This window comes from Streptococcus mitis (assembly GCF_946188685.1).
In the GTDB taxonomy this organism is placed as follows: domain Bacteria; phylum Bacillota; class Bacilli; order Lactobacillales; family Streptococcaceae; genus Streptococcus; species Streptococcus mitis_CC.
In genome coordinates this window covers 101643-117180 of sequence record NZ_CAMHWH010000004.1, presented here as the reverse complement: position 1 = coordinate 117180, position 15538 = coordinate 101643, and the positions used below count along the sequence as shown (strand labels likewise).

Genomic DNA, 15538 nt, shown 5'->3' with positions numbered 1-15538 from the left:
TCTACTCCTATCTATGTGTACGTGGATCACTAGCATCCGCTAGGTTTTGACCAACTACGAAAAGTGACAAGGATACCAAGACCAAAGTTGTCAATGGAATCCAGAAGAGGTATGCATTTGTTGTTACGTTCTGTGAATAATCTGAAATCAATCGACCTAAACTTGGTACTGTAATAGGCAATCCAAGTCCAAAGAATGACAGAAAGGCTTCATAGGAGATAAATGCTGGAAGCATTTGTGATGTAGTCGTAACAATAACAGATACCAATTGTGGCATGATATTTTTAATGACAATTTTGTATGTTGGAGTTCCGAGTGTGCGTGAAGCAAGGTTGTACTCTAAGTCACGGTAACGCATGATTTGGATACGAATTGAGTAAGCAATACCAATCCAAGTAGTCACACTCATAGCAAAAATCAGATTCCAGAATCCAGCTCCGATTGAGTAAGTCAAGACAATGACAATCAAAAGAGATGGGATGTTTGAGATGACATTATAAACTTCCATCATCACACGGTCAACTGATTTTGAAATTCCCCAAATACCACCGACAAAAACACCGATAACCAAGTTAATCACTGTCGCAATCACAGAAATGAGGATAGAGTTACGAGCTCCGAACCAGACACCGTCAAAGAGAGATTTACCGTTACTGTCTGTACCGAACCAATGCTCAGCATTTGGCTTGATATAACGAGCACTAAAGTCGTTTACTTTGCTGACATCATTGAAATCAAACTTAGAAAACATTGGGTAGATGAAACTCATCAAAATGATAGCTACCAAGATTCCCAACATGACTACAGTTGATTTCTTCTTCATAAATTGTCTAAACACTGAGCCCCAGTATGAATAGGCTGGCGCATCAATGGCTTCAGAGGCAAAATCGTCACGTTTTACGAACTGAAATTTTTCTTTATCGATTGTAGACATTATTTGCCTCCTTTCTCAGTCAATTTAATACGTGGGTCAATAATAGTCATCCAAATATCTCCCAAAAGAAGTGAGAAGATAGAAATACATGTAAAGATGAAGACAAGACCTACGACCATAGAGTTATTAGATGCTTTTACAGAGTCAATCAACATTTTACCCATACCTGGGAAAGCGAAGACTGTTTCAGTAAGGGTTGCACCACCGATAACCCCGATAACAGCACCAGGAATTCCTGAAACCAGCGGAACCATGGCATTTTTAAAGATGTGTTTGTTTGAAATTTCTTTTTCAGACAAACCTTTTGCACGAGCAAAACGAACAAAGTCCTGTGATTGCAAGTCAATCATGTAACGACGAATCCAAATAGCTGTACCAGGAGCACCCAATAAACCAAGGATAACTGCTGGTAAAACATACGAACGCCAATCTCCAGCACCCAAGATAGGGAATGAATCTGGAAGACCAATTGATGATCCAATCAAACGAACAATGTAAACCAAGGCAATGGTTGGAAGGGCCATCAAGAAGGTCAAAAACCCTGTTGAGAAGCTATCAATCCAAGTGTTCTTGAAGCGAGCCATAGCTGAACCAAGTGGCACGGCAATCGCATAAGAAATCACCAAACCAATCAATCCAACGACTGCAGAGCTAGCAATCATAGAAGGATATTGGTAGTTGCTTTCAGTTGCAGTATATGGGTCATCTTTCCCATAGTTAGCTACTTCACGAGAATCAGCCTGACTAGGCGATTTGTAGGTTCTTGAGTAGATATTAACTGAAGATGTTTTCTTACCAGTTGGGAATTGCACTTCTGATGTCTTAGTTTGACCTTGTCCTTGTGTGATAACTTGAAGCACAGGAGTATTAGCATAAGTTGGATATGAATCACCCAAATTCAAGTTCACAAAGTTTTGGTGAACAAATGGGAACTGACTATTGAAGTACAAGAGGTACTTGTGTTTAGTCCCTGAACCTACCAGAGACCAGCCGATAGCGGGATCATTTTCAAAACGCAAATAACGCTCCAAATTTGGATTTTCTGGGTCCTGAATCTTGTTTGTGTGGTCGATATCAAGCAAGTTTGCATAGAATTTAAACACACGTTCAAAAATTGGAATTTCACGTGTAGCGTAGAATTGGCCACTTTCAGTAAATTCTCCCAGGGTCCAACCATGACCGATTTGTTTGATGTATTTTTCATAGATAGCCTTGTTGGTATCATTGGCTTCAACTGTTACAGAAGCATCCATCTGGCTAGCTTTTTCTTGCAACTCTTTGGTATCGTAGTACTCGATATAGCCCATACGCTCATAAACGGTATTCTCATAGTTATCACGTTTATCAGCAGTTGTAGCAATCTTGTTATAGTTGGTATCCTGTTTGAAAATCAATTTTCGAGGAACCATTGTATAGATAATCGTGTAAGTCAAGGTTGTTACTAAGAAGATAGAAACCAATGACCGCAAAACACGCATAAAAATATATTTTTTCATATCATTTCCTTTAAAAATCCCAAAAGAACCTTCTCCTCATGGAGAGAAAGTTCTATTGAAAATTATTTACTTCACATGACTTGCCAATTCTTTTTGAGCTTTCTCGTTTGACTCAGTCTTTTCTTTCAACCATTTTTCACGAGCTTTTTCATACTCTTCTTTGGTGATTGCTTTTTCACCAACTTCAGTGTACTTCAAGTATCCTGAATTTTCACCTTTAAGGCCGGCTACTGAATATGAAGAGCTAAATGGTAGAACTTTTGAAACATATGAAACGGCTGTTTCTTTTGGAGAAGCCATTACTGGAATTGTCAAAGCATTGTCAGTCAACCAAGCTTGTGCCACCGCGTATTTTTCATAACGTTTTTGAACATCTTGGTTTTCGCTGTTTGCGTCATCAAGTAATTTTCCATAGTCAGCTAAACCAAGTTTGCTTACTACTGATGCATCTGTGTTTTGGTCAATACCAAGGTAAAGACGAGTGCTTCCTCCCTTAAGGACGAATTGATCCAAGAAAGTAGAAGGATCTTGATAGTCAGGGTTCCATCCTAGCAAGGTATGGATATCCCAGTCTTGCTCTTTAGCTGTTGGAGCGCTAAATGAAATTGGTAAAGCTTCTGCTTGAGTCATTTGTTGTAAGTCTACAACAACATTATCTGAACCCAATACTTTTTCAATTGATTGTTTCAATGATTGAACACGGTTTACAACCGCTGTTGATTCTTGGATAACCAAGGCATCCAAGTGGATTGGGAATTCAACACCTTCAACTTGTAGGCTTGATTTTGCTTTAGCAAAGACTTCTTTCGCTTTTTCTTCATTGTAAAGTCCATTTTGAGAATCTGCTAGAGACACGTTTGACCAAGTAGAAGAATTTGTCTTAGCCAAGCTATCTTGTACCAATTCACCAAATGTTTTCTTACCAACTTGAAGATTATAAGGTGCAAACGTATTACGGATGGCTACTGCAGCTCCATCAGTACCATTTGTTTGAGCTGAGTAAGAATTGCGATCGACAGCAAAGTTCAAGGCTTGACGGAATTCCTTGTTTAGCAATGCTTTCTGAGTAGATGTCTTTTGAGCATCACTTGTTTTGGCAGTGTGGTTATAGGTTGTACGGCCATAATTCAAGCTGACAGTTGCAACACCCGCACCTGGTTCATTAAAGTAAATGTTATCTTTAAAGTCAGCTGCATATTTTTCATATGTAGAACTTGTAGGGAAGATACGGGCCTTGCTATATTGACCATCGGCAAAACCTTTAGCAATCACATCTTGGTCCTTACCATCCCAGAAAGTGAACTTAACGTTCTCAATTTTTACATTTTCTTTGTCCCAGTAAGCATCATTTTTAGCCATCTCGATAGATGATTTTGGAGTTACAGATTTTAAGACAAATGGACCGTTATAAAGAATAGAGTTAGCATCGGTTGGGGCACCAAAACCTTCCCCTTTTGAAGTTAAGAATTCTTCATTAACCGGCATCAAAATACCACTAGTGGTCTTGTCATTCCAGAAAGTTTCTGGCTGGTTCAAAGTATATTCTAGTGTTTGATCATCAAGCGCTTTTACTCCAACGGTTGAAAAATCGCTTGTTTCACCCTTGATATAGGCTTCTAATCCCTTAATAGAAGAGCTAACGATTGAAAGTCCTTTTGATTTTCCATCTACGGCGTGTTTCAAACCAGTAACGAAGTCTTTAGCAGTTACAGGAGCGTATTCTTCTCCCTCTGCTGTCACCCATTTAGCATCCTTACGGATTTTATAGGTATAAGTCAAACCATCTTTTGAAACTGTCCATGATTCAGCAATAGAAGGAACCAGGTTACCATATTTATCATTAGCCAACAAACCATCTACAGCATTTGTTGTGACGAATGATGTTGAATCGATATTGCTGACGATATAATCCAAGGTTTCTGGATCTGTTTGATAAACATATTGGTAATCTTTTGCTAGTTTAGCATTATTTGAACTAGTGTTTGAACACGCAGCTAGAACTCCTGACGCTAATAAGGTAGCTCCCGCTACAGCAAGCACTTGACTTTTTTTCATTTATTTACTCCTCTTATAAATAAAGTATAGGTTATCATCAATTATATCATAGATTTCAAGAAAAGTAAACGAATTTTCAGAATATTTAGGCTTATTGATACAAAAAATCTGAAAAAGCTATTGACTGAAAATCATTTTCAAGGTATAATAATAAACGTTAAGGCGGTATAGCCAAGTGGTAAGGCACGGCTCTGCAAAAGCTTGATCGTCGGTTCAAATCCGTCTACCGCCTTTCAATACCGAATTTATCGGAATTTATCAAGACAAAAAGCCCGTAAAATAGGGCTTTTTTATTTTTATTTCATGATAAAAAAGGATAACTTTAAAAAACTTTTGGGGCGAGTTTGGGGCGAAGATATTTTTATTTTTAACAAAACACCGTTTTTGACAATAATCAAAAAATAAAAAGGATCTATTATTAACAAAATGACGTTTTTGACAATAATACCCTACCATTCTTCCCCCTATTCTTCAAGAAAATGCTTTTTTGAACAATAGGATTGTAATTTGGGTTTCTAATCGTTCAAAATGCGTGTTTTTGAACAATAAAAAAACCGCAAACCAAACGACCTGCGGAAACATCATCTATTCTAAAAAGTCTTTTTCTGTAATTACTTTTAATCTAGTAGAATAATTCTGAAATGTTGAGAATTTAAAACGTTTAGGATCTTCAAGTTTATTTCTATCATTTGCTTCCAAAGCGTGGTTATAGTCTATAATTGCTTTTACCAACTTATTAATAATAGCTCTATCATTGTCCATTACTTTATAATAATCTTCGATTTTCCGAAGGCGGAAAGTTGTATTCAACAAATAACTTTCATCTTCTAAAATCAATGTTTTACCAATATCTAATCCTTCAACATATCCTTCTTTTGCCGAATTTCTAAGTTTATACTTCAACTGATACTTTTTAGGAATGTAACTTCTAAATGGAATCAAGAAAGTTAGCCCCTGTATTTTGACAACGGTTACCGCAAATCCCCTTCCTTTATTCATTACTTCCTTTGTCTTAAAGTCATAATCCATCGCTTGAATAAGGTCGTAATCCTTGCACATTTCTAAATCAATTTGACCTAATTTTAACTTCTTACTTTTCATTCCTATTCCTTAGATAAAAAGCTCACTAAAAAGTGAGCAACATTTCCAATGAGATACTTCTGTTGACGAGCGCGTCTCTCCGCCCCCTCATTGCCTCAAGAAAAGGCTGGGCGAATCGAAAGGAGGTAGATTTTTCCTGTTTTCAATTCTACTTATTTTTGCACATTTTTTGAATTTTGTCAAACAAAAAAACCGCAAGCCTGAGCCTGCGGTGAAAGAACAATTTAGAAAGTTTCCTTTCATTTTATTTTTTGAAATTATTTCGTCGTAATCAAGCCATCTGGTTCTACTGTGAACTCTGGCTTTTCTGCCATTGTTCCGTCTGGTTTGATGTAGTACCAGCCTTGGCCTGCTCTGACGAATTCATTAGATACCATATACCCGTTTTTGCTGTCGAGGTAGTACCATGTGTCCTTGTACTTGACCCATCCTGTCTTCATGGCGCCTTCTACGTCGAAGTAGTACCACTTCTCAGCGATTTTTTTCCAGCCTGTGGCCATTTCGCCTGAGTTGTCGAACCAGTACCAGTTGCCGTCTGAGTGCTTCTTCCAGCGGTCTGCAAGCATGTATCCTGAACCGTCGAAGTAATACCAGGTTCCGTTGATTTTCTCAAACTTGTCTTTTGGATAAGAGCCGTCTTCTTTAACATACCAGTAGCCTGTATCGTTCTTCTGCCAGCCTGTTTCGGCGCCTAGGCCGTTCTCAATATCTCGCTTAAATTGTTCACGGCTAACACCCCATTTCGCAAGATAAGGATACGGGTCAACGTGGTCGCTACTGTTATCCGGCTGGTTATTGGTACAGTATTCATGAGTTTTGATACCTGCCAAGTCGTCTGTATCAAGAGTTTTCGGCAAACCTGCTTCATCTGCTAGATTTCGTAGCAATTCGATATAGAGGCGATAGTCTGTCATGAACTCTTCTTTAGTTGAATGGCTTTCAATCAATTCAACTGCTGCATAGGTCTCAGCATTCCAACCGCCCCCAACGTCCCACATTCCCTTGTTTACAGGGCCTACTTGCATGACACGACCGTTTCCAACGACATGAGAAAAGAACCCAAGTCCAGGGTCCTTTCTGTAGTGGTAGTCCGCCTCGTTCTGAGCGGTTGAGTTTCGGTTGCCTGTTGAGTGGGCATGAACCTGACGGAAAGGCTCAAACCCAACAATCGGCAAGTCCGTGCGTAGTCTACTTGTATCAATATCCATGCCTATTCCTCACTTGGTTTCTTGTATTCTAGAGCTCGTGTGCTGTCTGTGATTCCGCTAGTCGTTGGGTCGTTGACCAAACCGATTGCAGTCAAGAACACGAATACCGCATTGACAAGCAAAATCAGCTTGTTGCCAATATCGCCTAAATCTAGATGATATCCAAAGACTGCTGCACCAGCTTGCAAGACAAGCAAGAATGCTGGGATTGCAGTCAGCCAAAAGTATTTATTTTTTAATCGTAGTTTCCAATTAATCATATATTTTTCCTTTCTTATGGTAATGTTGTAGGCCAAGCCTCATCTGTCAAGTATGAGATAGCACTTACTCGTATATCTCCAATATCTTTGTTAGTTGGGATGTCTTCGTTAAACGTGAATTGAATGAAATTTAAGTCAGATTTACCACCTAAATACCAAATTCCATAAGGTCTACCCTTGTCGTCATAAATTGGCCCTACAAGTGAATTCTCGCTTCTAAAACCTTCGGGAATACCGTTAGGATAAGTAAGTTTAGCCCCTTTGTCTCCACTGCTGTTGTGTCTTACAAATCCAGGTCCATTTCGTCTGCCTACTCCAAACCAGCCCCACTGAAGCCCTCCGAATTGATAAGTAACAAGATTGTTTACTCGTCTGATTTTAATGAACGAGTTGCCTGCTCTAGAGACACTGCTTAAAGTTCTCCAGCCAGTATCGCCGATTAGAACACGCCAGCCTGTGTTATCGTTACCTTTTTCTTTGATCCATTTCAATGCGCCATTAGTAACATTTACATCTACATAGGTTGTCCCGATTTCAGCAGTGATACGGCCTTCTGGTGACCCTGTGCCACGGATTTCATGCCCTACGTTTTCAGGTAGCGGTAGAGTGACATTATTACCCCCGGCGATACCGAGGGTATTTCCTGTCAGTGTAAGCCTTGGTTCAGGCTTTTGATTCAGAGTTTTAACATCACGACCGACAGCCTTAGCAAATTCCTCAAAATTGCTCATGGCAATCACGCTTTCGCTGTATTATATACTGTTACTAAATCAAGATTGGCAAAAGCGTCAATGCGTGTGCCAAGGTCTGAGATTTTTTGTACAACTGCACCTTCAGTGCTACCGCTCATGCTTGCAATTTTTTCGGCGATTTCTTTAAGGGTGTTCAAGTCCTCAGATACACCCTCACCCAAAATGTCATTTTTGACAGCAATTTTAGCTTGCTCGATCAGTTGTGTGACTGTCGCATTGTCAACCTTGCCATTAAGAAGTTGCTTCAATTCTTTGATGTCAACCCCAACTGCTTGAGCAAATGCAATTAGTTTACTTGTGTCCATATTTTCACACCTTTCCTAGATTATAATAAAAGAGCAAATCAGGAATTTCCTGACATGCTCCACCTTCACTTGCAATTCTACCTGCAAGTTGTTTCTTAACTTCTTCAACGATATCTAATTCCTTTAATTTATAGATATCTTCCGTAACCAATTCTTTATCTGAGTCTTCAATTTCAATATAAGTATCTCTATCGCTTGGGAAGATATACCCTCCAACCGAGATTTCCACTCGATATTTTCCGCTTGGTAGAATACTATCTAAATTAAAATTGACAGAATGGCTAGTGACGGGAGCAGTTGTCTTCCACCTGCGTAGTCCTTTTGTTAGAGTAACAACCGCTTCTTGCCCCTCAAACGAGGTCATGACACGGTAATTTTCATCTAACAATTCAAATCCAAAAGTAGAAGACAAATCCCCTTGCTTAATAAGGTCGCCACCATCAATCCGAGCCAAATTGGTTGTATTAACTTTGCGGTTGTTACAACCCATTCTGAACCTCTTTCTATCTATCATCAATTAAGATATCTGTCGTAATATCCAATTTCTCAAAATCGCAGTATAAACGATCTATGTATCCATTACCTCCTAGAGTTTTATAGATTTTGTGCATGCTTTCTACTAGTGAGAATTCATCTCTAGAGGTATATCCTCTGTTAATAGCCCGTCGCATATCACGATCAAGGCGCAACTTCATGGTATTTAGATGCGCCTTATCGTGAATTTTTAATTTTTCTTGCACTTCGTCGATTTTGGAATTGCTATCTTTAGCGGTAGTCTGGACATCTTTAAGCTGTTTCTTAACATCGGTTAGTTCCGAGACGATTTTCTCCGTCTCTTCTTTGGCTTTTTTCGGCAATTTGTAGCTAAGCCAAGCGATGATAATTGGTGAAGCCGATGGTAGCACGTTCATGAAGAAATGTTCTATCTGTTGTAAGACGTCCATAGTTACCCCTGTTATTGGTTAGGCGCAACTGTTGTAGCAGAAGGTTCTGAAACTGCAGGAGTCACGGTAGCTGTTGTAGAAACTGTAGTTGCTGGAGCGACAGTTGTAGGGGCATTTTGTTCTTTAGGTTCGAACTTCCATGCTGCGCCTGTTCCATCAAGTTCAAGACGACCATTTCGGGCAAAGTCGCTTGCAGGTTCACCGTTATATGTAAATTCCTTGTTCAACTGAACCAAGATACGCTTACCCTCACCATCCACTTCAACGTGAGTTGGGTCTTCGATAGCAATTAAATCATTTGCCATATAACGTTTACCAATTTCTGCAATTGGAATTAAATCTGCCAAAATTTTGTATGTTGTACCGTAAGGGATAACCTTACCAGTTACCAAAGCTAACACTAAGGCATGGCTGATTTTACCAAAACGGTCAGTTTCTTCTTTATTCTTCTGAACAGTCTGTTCTGTAGCTGTCTGTTTGGCTTCTGTCTGAGCCACCTTCTGCTCAGCCTGTTCCAATTTAGCTAGAGTTTCTTGTAACTTAGCTTGCGCTTGTACAATTGCACTTGTTGGGTCTAACTCGGTGCGTAGCACATCTTTAACTGCTTCAATGAGTGTTTCATCCGTATCACCCAAGCGGTCACCCTCCAACTCACGAGTGAAAAAAGTAAACGGCTTGTCACATTGAATAGAGACTTCCGTCTTGCCAACTCTAAAAAATTTATTTACTAATACAAATTCCATGTTAAATTACCTCTTGTTTTTATAAAATGAAGTGTTAGTTCCTAAATGTAAGAACGTATCTCTATCAGTTCTACTTCTAAAATAAATTGAAAAAGAACCATAAAATTCATTATACGACCCTGTCCTTGTCGTCAATTGCACTGAATTTATTCTAAAGGTTTTACCACCCCTTTTTACAGCTGTAGCTTCTTTATATCTTTCTAAATCTTCCAATGAATAAATGCCGTTTGCATTATCTAAATTGATAACAGCTTTATCATTTCCCTCTGCTTTAAAATTAAAGTTTCCGCTCCCTATGAGAATTAGATTGAATTTTTCCCATACTAATCTACTTCCAACGTAACGTTGAACTATTTCATGTCCTCCAACATAAATGCCTTCTCTTGTAGCCATAGTATCACCTACTCATACACATCATAGATTGTGTTCGGGTCTTTGGTTGAGAGTGCTTCATATTGATATTTAGATCCATACCAATACTTCATTTGCTGATTTCCGTTCTGGTTAATCAGCTTATTAGCGACTACTTCGGACGGTGTACTTGGAATCCCAAGCGCTGACCTGTTTACTCGCAAAACACCCGAGCTATCGATTGTAATCGTCGAATTATCAGGTCGCACCACACCAGCCTGTCCACTAGTTGCCGTCTTAGCTTTTAGCACACCATTTGACACCTCTGTCGTCTGATTATCCGGTCTGACAATACCGTTTGTGTTTGATGTAGCTACTGATATAGCTGATTGTGGTGTTGTAAATGTTTGTTTCAAAGTGGACACAGGAACTTTTTTCAATCCTGCCCCACTGTGAACCAGCACCACATCTCCGTCCGATACGTTGGATAACGTTGGCAAATCAGTAGCTTTCCTAACTTGGTTGCTCATAATTACCATTCATCTATTCCTCCCTTTCTACTATTTGGTATTTCCAATCAGCTACGACTAAATTGTTGTTTTCGTCACCTAGCAATACATTAGCATTATCTTCAGCTTTGATTGGTATATAGAACGCATTCTGTAATACCATTTCTTCCAGCAATGACAATCGTTGTTCTTGCTCATTAACTTCTCTTTTAGTCGCTTCATGGTCTGTATAACTGGCTTGTCTTACGTTGTCCACATTCCCCAAGCCTACCTGCGCCTTGGTAACACCGTGTGGGTTGTTGCGGTTGTTGATGTGACCAGTTAAGTCAACCTTCTCAGCCTTGCTTCTAGTGACCTCATCAATTTTTTCAGGCAGACCGTCGATGTCTGCAACCTTGTGCCTGTGACTTGCGTCGGCTTTCCCGTTCCAGCGTGTTCGTTCCTGGTCAGAAACGTGACGGGCAGTATCTCTAATGTGATTATCGATATTAGTCTGCAACTTCCTTTCTGTCGCTTTCAATTCAGGGACAGTTGCATAAACCAAGTCAGTCGCATTGTATTGAATGGTAATCTGACTATTCTTACTAATAGTCGTATTGAAATCATAGTCTCGATATACATAAGCAGATGTTTTGGGAGGAATCACATCCCCCTGCTCCGCCCAAGTATACATATACATGAACTCTTCGTGATTTCCACGTTTAGCAAATACACCGATTTCATTGATAATCATTTCACGCTCAATCCGTGAGTTATCAAACCTCGCTGTGAGACGAATCGTATCAGCTACATCCGTCGATAAAGACTGTGTCACTTGCAGAGAATGAACTATTTGAGCTACATCGTTCTTCTTGCCAGTGTCTGTCTGATGTCGACCACTACCCAAAGCTATTCGAGTAAAAACCAGTGGTTCTCTATTTTGAATAGCCAAGGCTGTTTCGCTGATTGCTTTATCAGTCACAATAGGTTGGATAAAATATCCCATTTATTTCCTCCTATTCAAATCGAACCGAACGAATGTCTCTAAACGTGTGAGCACCGATATAAATCGCGTTCATCATAGGTGCTTCAACTGAGAATTGAATTCCTAAATGAGCAGGAATCAATTCACGTACATACTTTAAAAAACGGTTCAAATATCCGGTCGGTAATTCTCCTAAAAATCGAATATGTACCGCCGAACCCTTGACCGTTACTAAATTATTGACATTCGTAAAGCTCTTTGTAATTTTTTGCAAACTCACTGAGTTTATTTTTATTTTGGAAGAAATTAAAGTGATTAGATACCGCCTTCGTTCTTCCAAGTCAATTGTTTTCGGTTTTACCTGAAGAGCCTTTTCCCAACGTGTAATCCAGTCTTCCGTCGCTTCTGGCAACAACATCAACCGTCTGGTATCAAAGATTAAGTCTGTAATCAATTCCAGCTCTGGAATTTCAGTTTCAAACAAATCGTTGATGGTTGGATCTAAGACCTCTGGCAAAGCCGATAACATACGATATCTAACTTGTGACATTGATAGTTACCTCCGCTAGTTTCGGAAGCATGTTTGTAGAAAGCTCAATACTTTGTTCCCTGTCATTCAACAAAATACGGTCCACATCTCGAACCCCATTAATTCTGTCAATGATCGTGGCAACTTTATAATTTCGAACCTCTTTCTCTTCAAATGCTTCTTCACGTAAGTATTTAATGAGTTGGACTTTCGCCTCGTGCTTGATGGTTTCGATATCTACATCTTCATCAATCTTGATCGTTGCGGTAATACGAACGTCGTAGCCACTTACAGACTGCACTGTCACATAAGCACCAATCGGAGCAACGCCTAATCCGTGGCCACTCGGTTCAGGATCCAAGTAATTCTTGAACTTATTTACCAGCTCTGCACTCGCTTCATTACCGTCAGCATCTGTAATAGATACACGTACTGTATTTTCGCCTTTCCAAAGTGGCTCTACCAAAGCTGAACCAACACCAACAAACTCGCTGGCCCACTTCTTGTATTGGGCGATATTCCCGTTCAAAGTCGGTGTTTTCAAGTACTCAATGGTACGTTTACGGAGTTGTTTATCCGTCTCTTCGTCTTCTCCTACGACGATAACAGAGCCGATTTCTGCCCCTTTAAAACCATTCAACACATCAATGTTGATGAGTTGACCTCTTACATAGTTAGGTGCATTTCCGACTTGTTCAGCTACTACACTGTACTCAAACCCAGAGCGACGTTCCAAGACACGGAAGTTATACTCACTATTAACCACGCTGAAGCGGGTTCCGAGTGGGATTTCCTGTTTGAATTGAACCAATCGGACCGATGCCGTAGCTGGCAAGCGTTCAACTCCGAACTGCCTACATAATCGAGTTAGGAAGATTCCTGTACTCGTATCCAAAAAGTTGACTTCCTCATACGATTTTAAGACCGTATACTGAATGGCAACTTCTCGAGCTGCAGGCGCAACTAGATTGTACAAGACAGATCCTTGTCTTTTGTCATACTTATCATCAAACAAGGCCAGCATATCCTCTAAAATTTCTGGATATGTTTTTACCTTTATCATCGTTTCACCTCCAAATCCATCTCAAATGTTCCAAAATCACTATCAACCATGAACTGCACATAAAACTCATCTTTCTTTACCTTAGTAGAAAAAGAATGAGCCTCATGAATCCTGTCATCTTCATACAAGGCCTCTTTTATGCGCCGTGCGATATCCATCTGGGCATAGTCCATATCCCCACCAAATAAGGCGTCTAATTCAACACCGTAGCGATGGTCATAAATTGTATAGATGAACCGTTCAGTTGTCAGCATGCGTCTGATTGATTGCTTCAGAGCGTGAATGCCATCTGTTTCTAGCAAGATATTGGTTTCATCTAGTGTTAAGCTAGGCTGTTTCTTAGCTTCGACAACATTTTTAGCGATGTTTAAAAAGTTTGTTTTAGGAGTACTCATTCATCAGAACCCCCTTTCACTTTGCGTTTGTAGTGGAAAATTTTCTTGTACAAGACATAATAAAACCCTCCACCATCTTGTCTGATGAGATGAAGGGTTTGGCCAACATACTCAGGATCCAATTCTTCATCGGTCCATGTGACAGCAAGCATGGAATCATCTAAAATCAACTCATTGGTCAATTGGATTTTGAGGGGAGAAACCGATAAAACAACACCAGTCGTTATCTTCGCGAACTGGCGATTTTCAATGAAATTACTAATCAATTTCTTTAGATTTTCTATTACTTCCATCTACTCACTTCCTGCCATGAATAATTTAATTTCCATCGTGTGCTTTTCTGCACTGAAGGAATGAGTTGCCTCTTCAATGACATACCACCCCTTCTTCTCAATATCCTTGACATCCACATAGACTGCATGACCTGCTAAAAAGTCAATACTTCCAATATCAGCTTTTAGACTGAAAGTTTCTTTGGGACGGTTTTTCATCTTCAAGAGCATTTCGCCCCATTGCTTGATTTGCCCCTCAGTTGCTTTCTCATCCACTTTTTTCATGTACTGGAGTTTTCCCCAAGCTCCGATATTGTAGCTATCCTGATAAATGTAGACCTCTCTCTTTTTGGTTTCTTTGTTCTCTTGGATTAAGCGGACAATATTAGCACTATCCTCAATCGAACCTTCAAACTCAAAACTAGACATAAAGGATTCATTACCGATGATGTATTGGATTGGTAAGTTTTTCGGAGTCGTTAGCGTCAACTCTCCGAACTTATCATACAAAACCAGCAATTCTCCACTTTGTACCAAAGTCTCGTCCATGGCTTCTTGGATAATATCCAGAGCCTTCTTGTCTTCCTTCAACTGAGGGGATAAGGTCACGGCTGGGGCTTTTAGTTCCCCAATCTTCAAATCAAAATCTCCTGCGATTGCCGAGACGATTTGATTGACGTTTTTATCCCTGGCAACGAAGTTGATATTGCGTAGCAAATACTTTATCTGGTCGTGGAAGGTCAAGGTTGTTTTGGTATCTTTTTCGTACTTGATTTTCGTCAAATAACCAAAGAATACCTCTTTATCATCTAGCTTAAAAGCAAGCGGAGAACCGTATTCAAAAGCTACTTTTGTAGAGTTGTACAAGGTAATCTCCACGCTCCAAGCTGACCCTTTTCTAGTTGTCTTGAATTCGACCTTTTCAGACACAGTTGCTAAATCCCATGTATCTCCAGTTTTATTGTTCTGATAAAATAATTGCATCATGGTATCACAAACTCCTGTCCAGGATAAATCCAATGAGGGTCTTTGATTTTGTCTTTGTTGGCTTCGTAAATTTCAGTATATCGGCTGCCATCTCCATAAAAAGTTTGAGCAATCCCCCACAGTGTATCACCGCTTACCACCGTATGGCTTTTTTGAGCAGGTTTCTCAGTCGTAGGGCTACGTTCTTCAGTAGCTTTTGCCTGAGGTTTCTTTTTAGTAGCCTCAAGTGCTTTTTTGTCTTTAATAGTGACCTTACGTGGCTTGTGAGACCGATATTGCAAGAACTTAATCTTATAAATCAGGTCATTTTCATATCCCGTCTTGGTAGAGACATCGAACTGTTCCACTAGAAATTTCCCATTAATAGCAGACCCAAAAGCACCCCCAATCATAAGTTGAATAGGAGTACCTTCAGTCTTAAATTTACGAATAGATGATACAAAGGATTCTGGAGAGACACGGCTATTCCGTTGGTAATTTCCGTCGTATCTTCCACTAGGAATAAAGGATTCAAACTCAATCGATTGAAGCTCTGGATTTCCGACAAGCGGAACGTTACCGGTATCGATGATAGCGACTGTCTCAATTCCTTGTTTGTCCTCCAGTTTGATTTCTTCTGGATTCACTGGCAATTTAATGCCTTCAATAAATATAAACATCTGCTACCTCC

General features: G+C 39.7%; 20 protein-coding genes and 1 tRNA gene. 1 reads left to right on the top strand and 20 read right to left on the bottom strand.

All coding sequences use genetic code 11. The features are described 5' to 3' along the window. Nucleotides 1-7 precede the first annotated feature (7 nt). The 3 genes from oppC to N8N51_RS05230 all read right to left on the bottom strand — a co-directional run bounded on the left by oppC (nucleotide 8) and on the right by N8N51_RS05230 (nucleotide 4485). A complete protein-coding gene (gene oppC / locus N8N51_RS05240; protein ID WP_049486660.1) occupies nucleotides 8-934 on the bottom strand; it encodes an oligopeptide ABC transporter permease OppC in 927 nt (308 codons plus the stop codon). Then, nucleotides 934-2430 (bottom strand): ABC transporter permease, encoded by a 1497-nt coding sequence (locus N8N51_RS05235; protein ID WP_020902008.1) that lies wholly within the window; start codon nucleotides 2428-2430, stop codon nucleotides 934-936. Before N8N51_RS05235 ends, oppC begins: the two co-directional genes overlap by 1 nt. Before the next feature lie 66 nt (nucleotides 2431-2496). Further along, nucleotides 2497-4485, bottom strand: coding sequence for a peptide ABC transporter substrate-binding protein (locus N8N51_RS05230; RefSeq protein WP_023947089.1), 1989 nt, complete (start codon nucleotides 4483-4485; stop codon nucleotides 2497-2499). 161 nt (nucleotides 4486-4646) lie between these two features. Here N8N51_RS05230 and N8N51_RS05225 point away from each other — a divergent pair. After that, nucleotides 4647-4717, top strand: a tRNA-Cys gene (locus tag N8N51_RS05225). 353 nt (nucleotides 4718-5070) lie between these two features. On the opposite strand, the gene N8N51_RS05220 is transcribed toward N8N51_RS05225, so the two are convergent. The 17 genes from N8N51_RS05220 to N8N51_RS05140 form a co-directional block, all read right to left on the bottom strand. Next, nucleotides 5071-5586 (bottom strand): hypothetical protein, encoded by a 516-nt coding sequence (locus N8N51_RS05220; protein ID WP_261103747.1) that lies wholly within the window; start codon nucleotides 5584-5586, stop codon nucleotides 5071-5073. Nucleotides 5587-5843: 257 nt separating this feature from the next. After that, on the bottom strand, nucleotides 5844-6794 hold the full coding sequence (locus tag N8N51_RS05215) for an N-acetylmuramoyl-L-alanine amidase (RefSeq protein ID WP_261103745.1): 951 nt from the start codon (nucleotides 6792-6794) through the stop codon (nucleotides 5844-5846). 2 nt (nucleotides 6795-6796) lie between these two features. Further along, entirely contained in the window at nucleotides 6797-7054 is a 258-nt protein-coding gene (locus N8N51_RS05210; RefSeq protein WP_261103743.1) for a phage holin, read from the bottom strand. Nucleotides 7055-7068: 14 nt separating this feature from the next. After that, on the bottom strand, nucleotides 7069-7785 hold the full coding sequence (locus tag N8N51_RS05205) for a hypothetical protein (protein ID WP_261103742.1): 717 nt from the start codon (nucleotides 7783-7785) through the stop codon (nucleotides 7069-7071). A gap of 5 nt (nucleotides 7786-7790) precedes the next feature. Next, on the bottom strand, nucleotides 7791-8111 hold the full coding sequence (locus N8N51_RS05200) for a hypothetical protein (RefSeq protein WP_261103741.1): 321 nt from the start codon (nucleotides 8109-8111) through the stop codon (nucleotides 7791-7793). 4 nt (nucleotides 8112-8115) lie between these two features. Then, nucleotides 8116-8601, bottom strand: coding sequence for a hypothetical protein (locus tag N8N51_RS05195; protein WP_261103739.1), 486 nt, complete (start codon nucleotides 8599-8601; stop codon nucleotides 8116-8118). Nucleotides 8602-8614: 13 nt separating this feature from the next. Then, on the bottom strand, nucleotides 8615-9055 hold the full coding sequence (locus N8N51_RS05190; protein ID WP_261103737.1) for a hypothetical protein: 441 nt from the start codon (nucleotides 9053-9055) through the stop codon (nucleotides 8615-8617). 11 nt (nucleotides 9056-9066) lie between these two features. Next, entirely contained in the window at nucleotides 9067-9798 is a 732-nt protein-coding gene (locus N8N51_RS05185) for a hypothetical protein (RefSeq protein WP_261103736.1), read from the bottom strand. A gap of 6 nt (nucleotides 9799-9804) precedes the next feature. Beyond that, nucleotides 9805-10191 (bottom strand): hypothetical protein, encoded by a 387-nt coding sequence (locus N8N51_RS05180; RefSeq protein WP_261103735.1) that lies wholly within the window; start codon nucleotides 10189-10191, stop codon nucleotides 9805-9807. 8 nt (nucleotides 10192-10199) lie between these two features. Next, nucleotides 10200-10688: a phage upper tail fiber protein gene (locus tag N8N51_RS05175; protein WP_261103734.1), complete on the bottom strand. Its 489-nt coding sequence runs from the start codon at nucleotides 10686-10688 to the stop codon at nucleotides 10200-10202. A gap of 4 nt (nucleotides 10689-10692) precedes the next feature. Continuing rightward, a complete protein-coding gene (locus N8N51_RS05170; RefSeq protein ID WP_261103733.1) occupies nucleotides 10693-11643 on the bottom strand; it encodes a hypothetical protein in 951 nt (316 codons plus the stop codon). Nucleotides 11644-11653: 10 nt separating this feature from the next. Next, nucleotides 11654-12172 carry a hypothetical protein gene (locus tag N8N51_RS05165; RefSeq protein ID WP_194252091.1) on the bottom strand — a complete coding sequence of 173 codons (519 nt, stop codon included), beginning with the start codon at nucleotides 12170-12172 and terminating at the stop codon, nucleotides 11654-11656. After that, the gene (locus N8N51_RS05160; protein WP_173234955.1) at nucleotides 12159-13214 is read right to left on the bottom strand and encodes a baseplate J/gp47 family protein; all 1056 of its coding nucleotides are present in this window, start codon (nucleotides 13212-13214) and stop codon (nucleotides 12159-12161) included. The genes N8N51_RS05165 and N8N51_RS05160 overlap by 14 nt, the downstream gene beginning before the upstream one ends. Continuing rightward, entirely contained in the window at nucleotides 13211-13609 is a 399-nt protein-coding gene (locus tag N8N51_RS05155) for a DUF2634 domain-containing protein (protein WP_000106741.1), read from the bottom strand. Before N8N51_RS05155 ends, N8N51_RS05160 begins: the two co-directional genes overlap by 4 nt. After that, complete coding sequence (locus N8N51_RS05150; RefSeq protein WP_261103732.1) at nucleotides 13606-13902, bottom strand: DUF2577 domain-containing protein; 297 nt, start codon at nucleotides 13900-13902, stop codon at nucleotides 13606-13608. Before N8N51_RS05150 ends, N8N51_RS05155 begins: the two co-directional genes overlap by 4 nt. After that, the gene (locus N8N51_RS05145; protein WP_261043190.1) at nucleotides 13903-14868 is read right to left on the bottom strand and encodes an XkdQ/YqbQ family protein; all 966 of its coding nucleotides are present in this window, start codon (nucleotides 14866-14868) and stop codon (nucleotides 13903-13905) included. Next, nucleotides 14865-15527, bottom strand: a complete 663-nt coding sequence (locus N8N51_RS05140) for a LysM peptidoglycan-binding domain-containing protein (RefSeq protein ID WP_261091217.1) — start codon at nucleotides 15525-15527, stop codon at nucleotides 14865-14867. Before N8N51_RS05140 ends, N8N51_RS05145 begins: the two co-directional genes overlap by 4 nt. Nucleotides 15528-15538 lie beyond the last annotated feature (11 nt).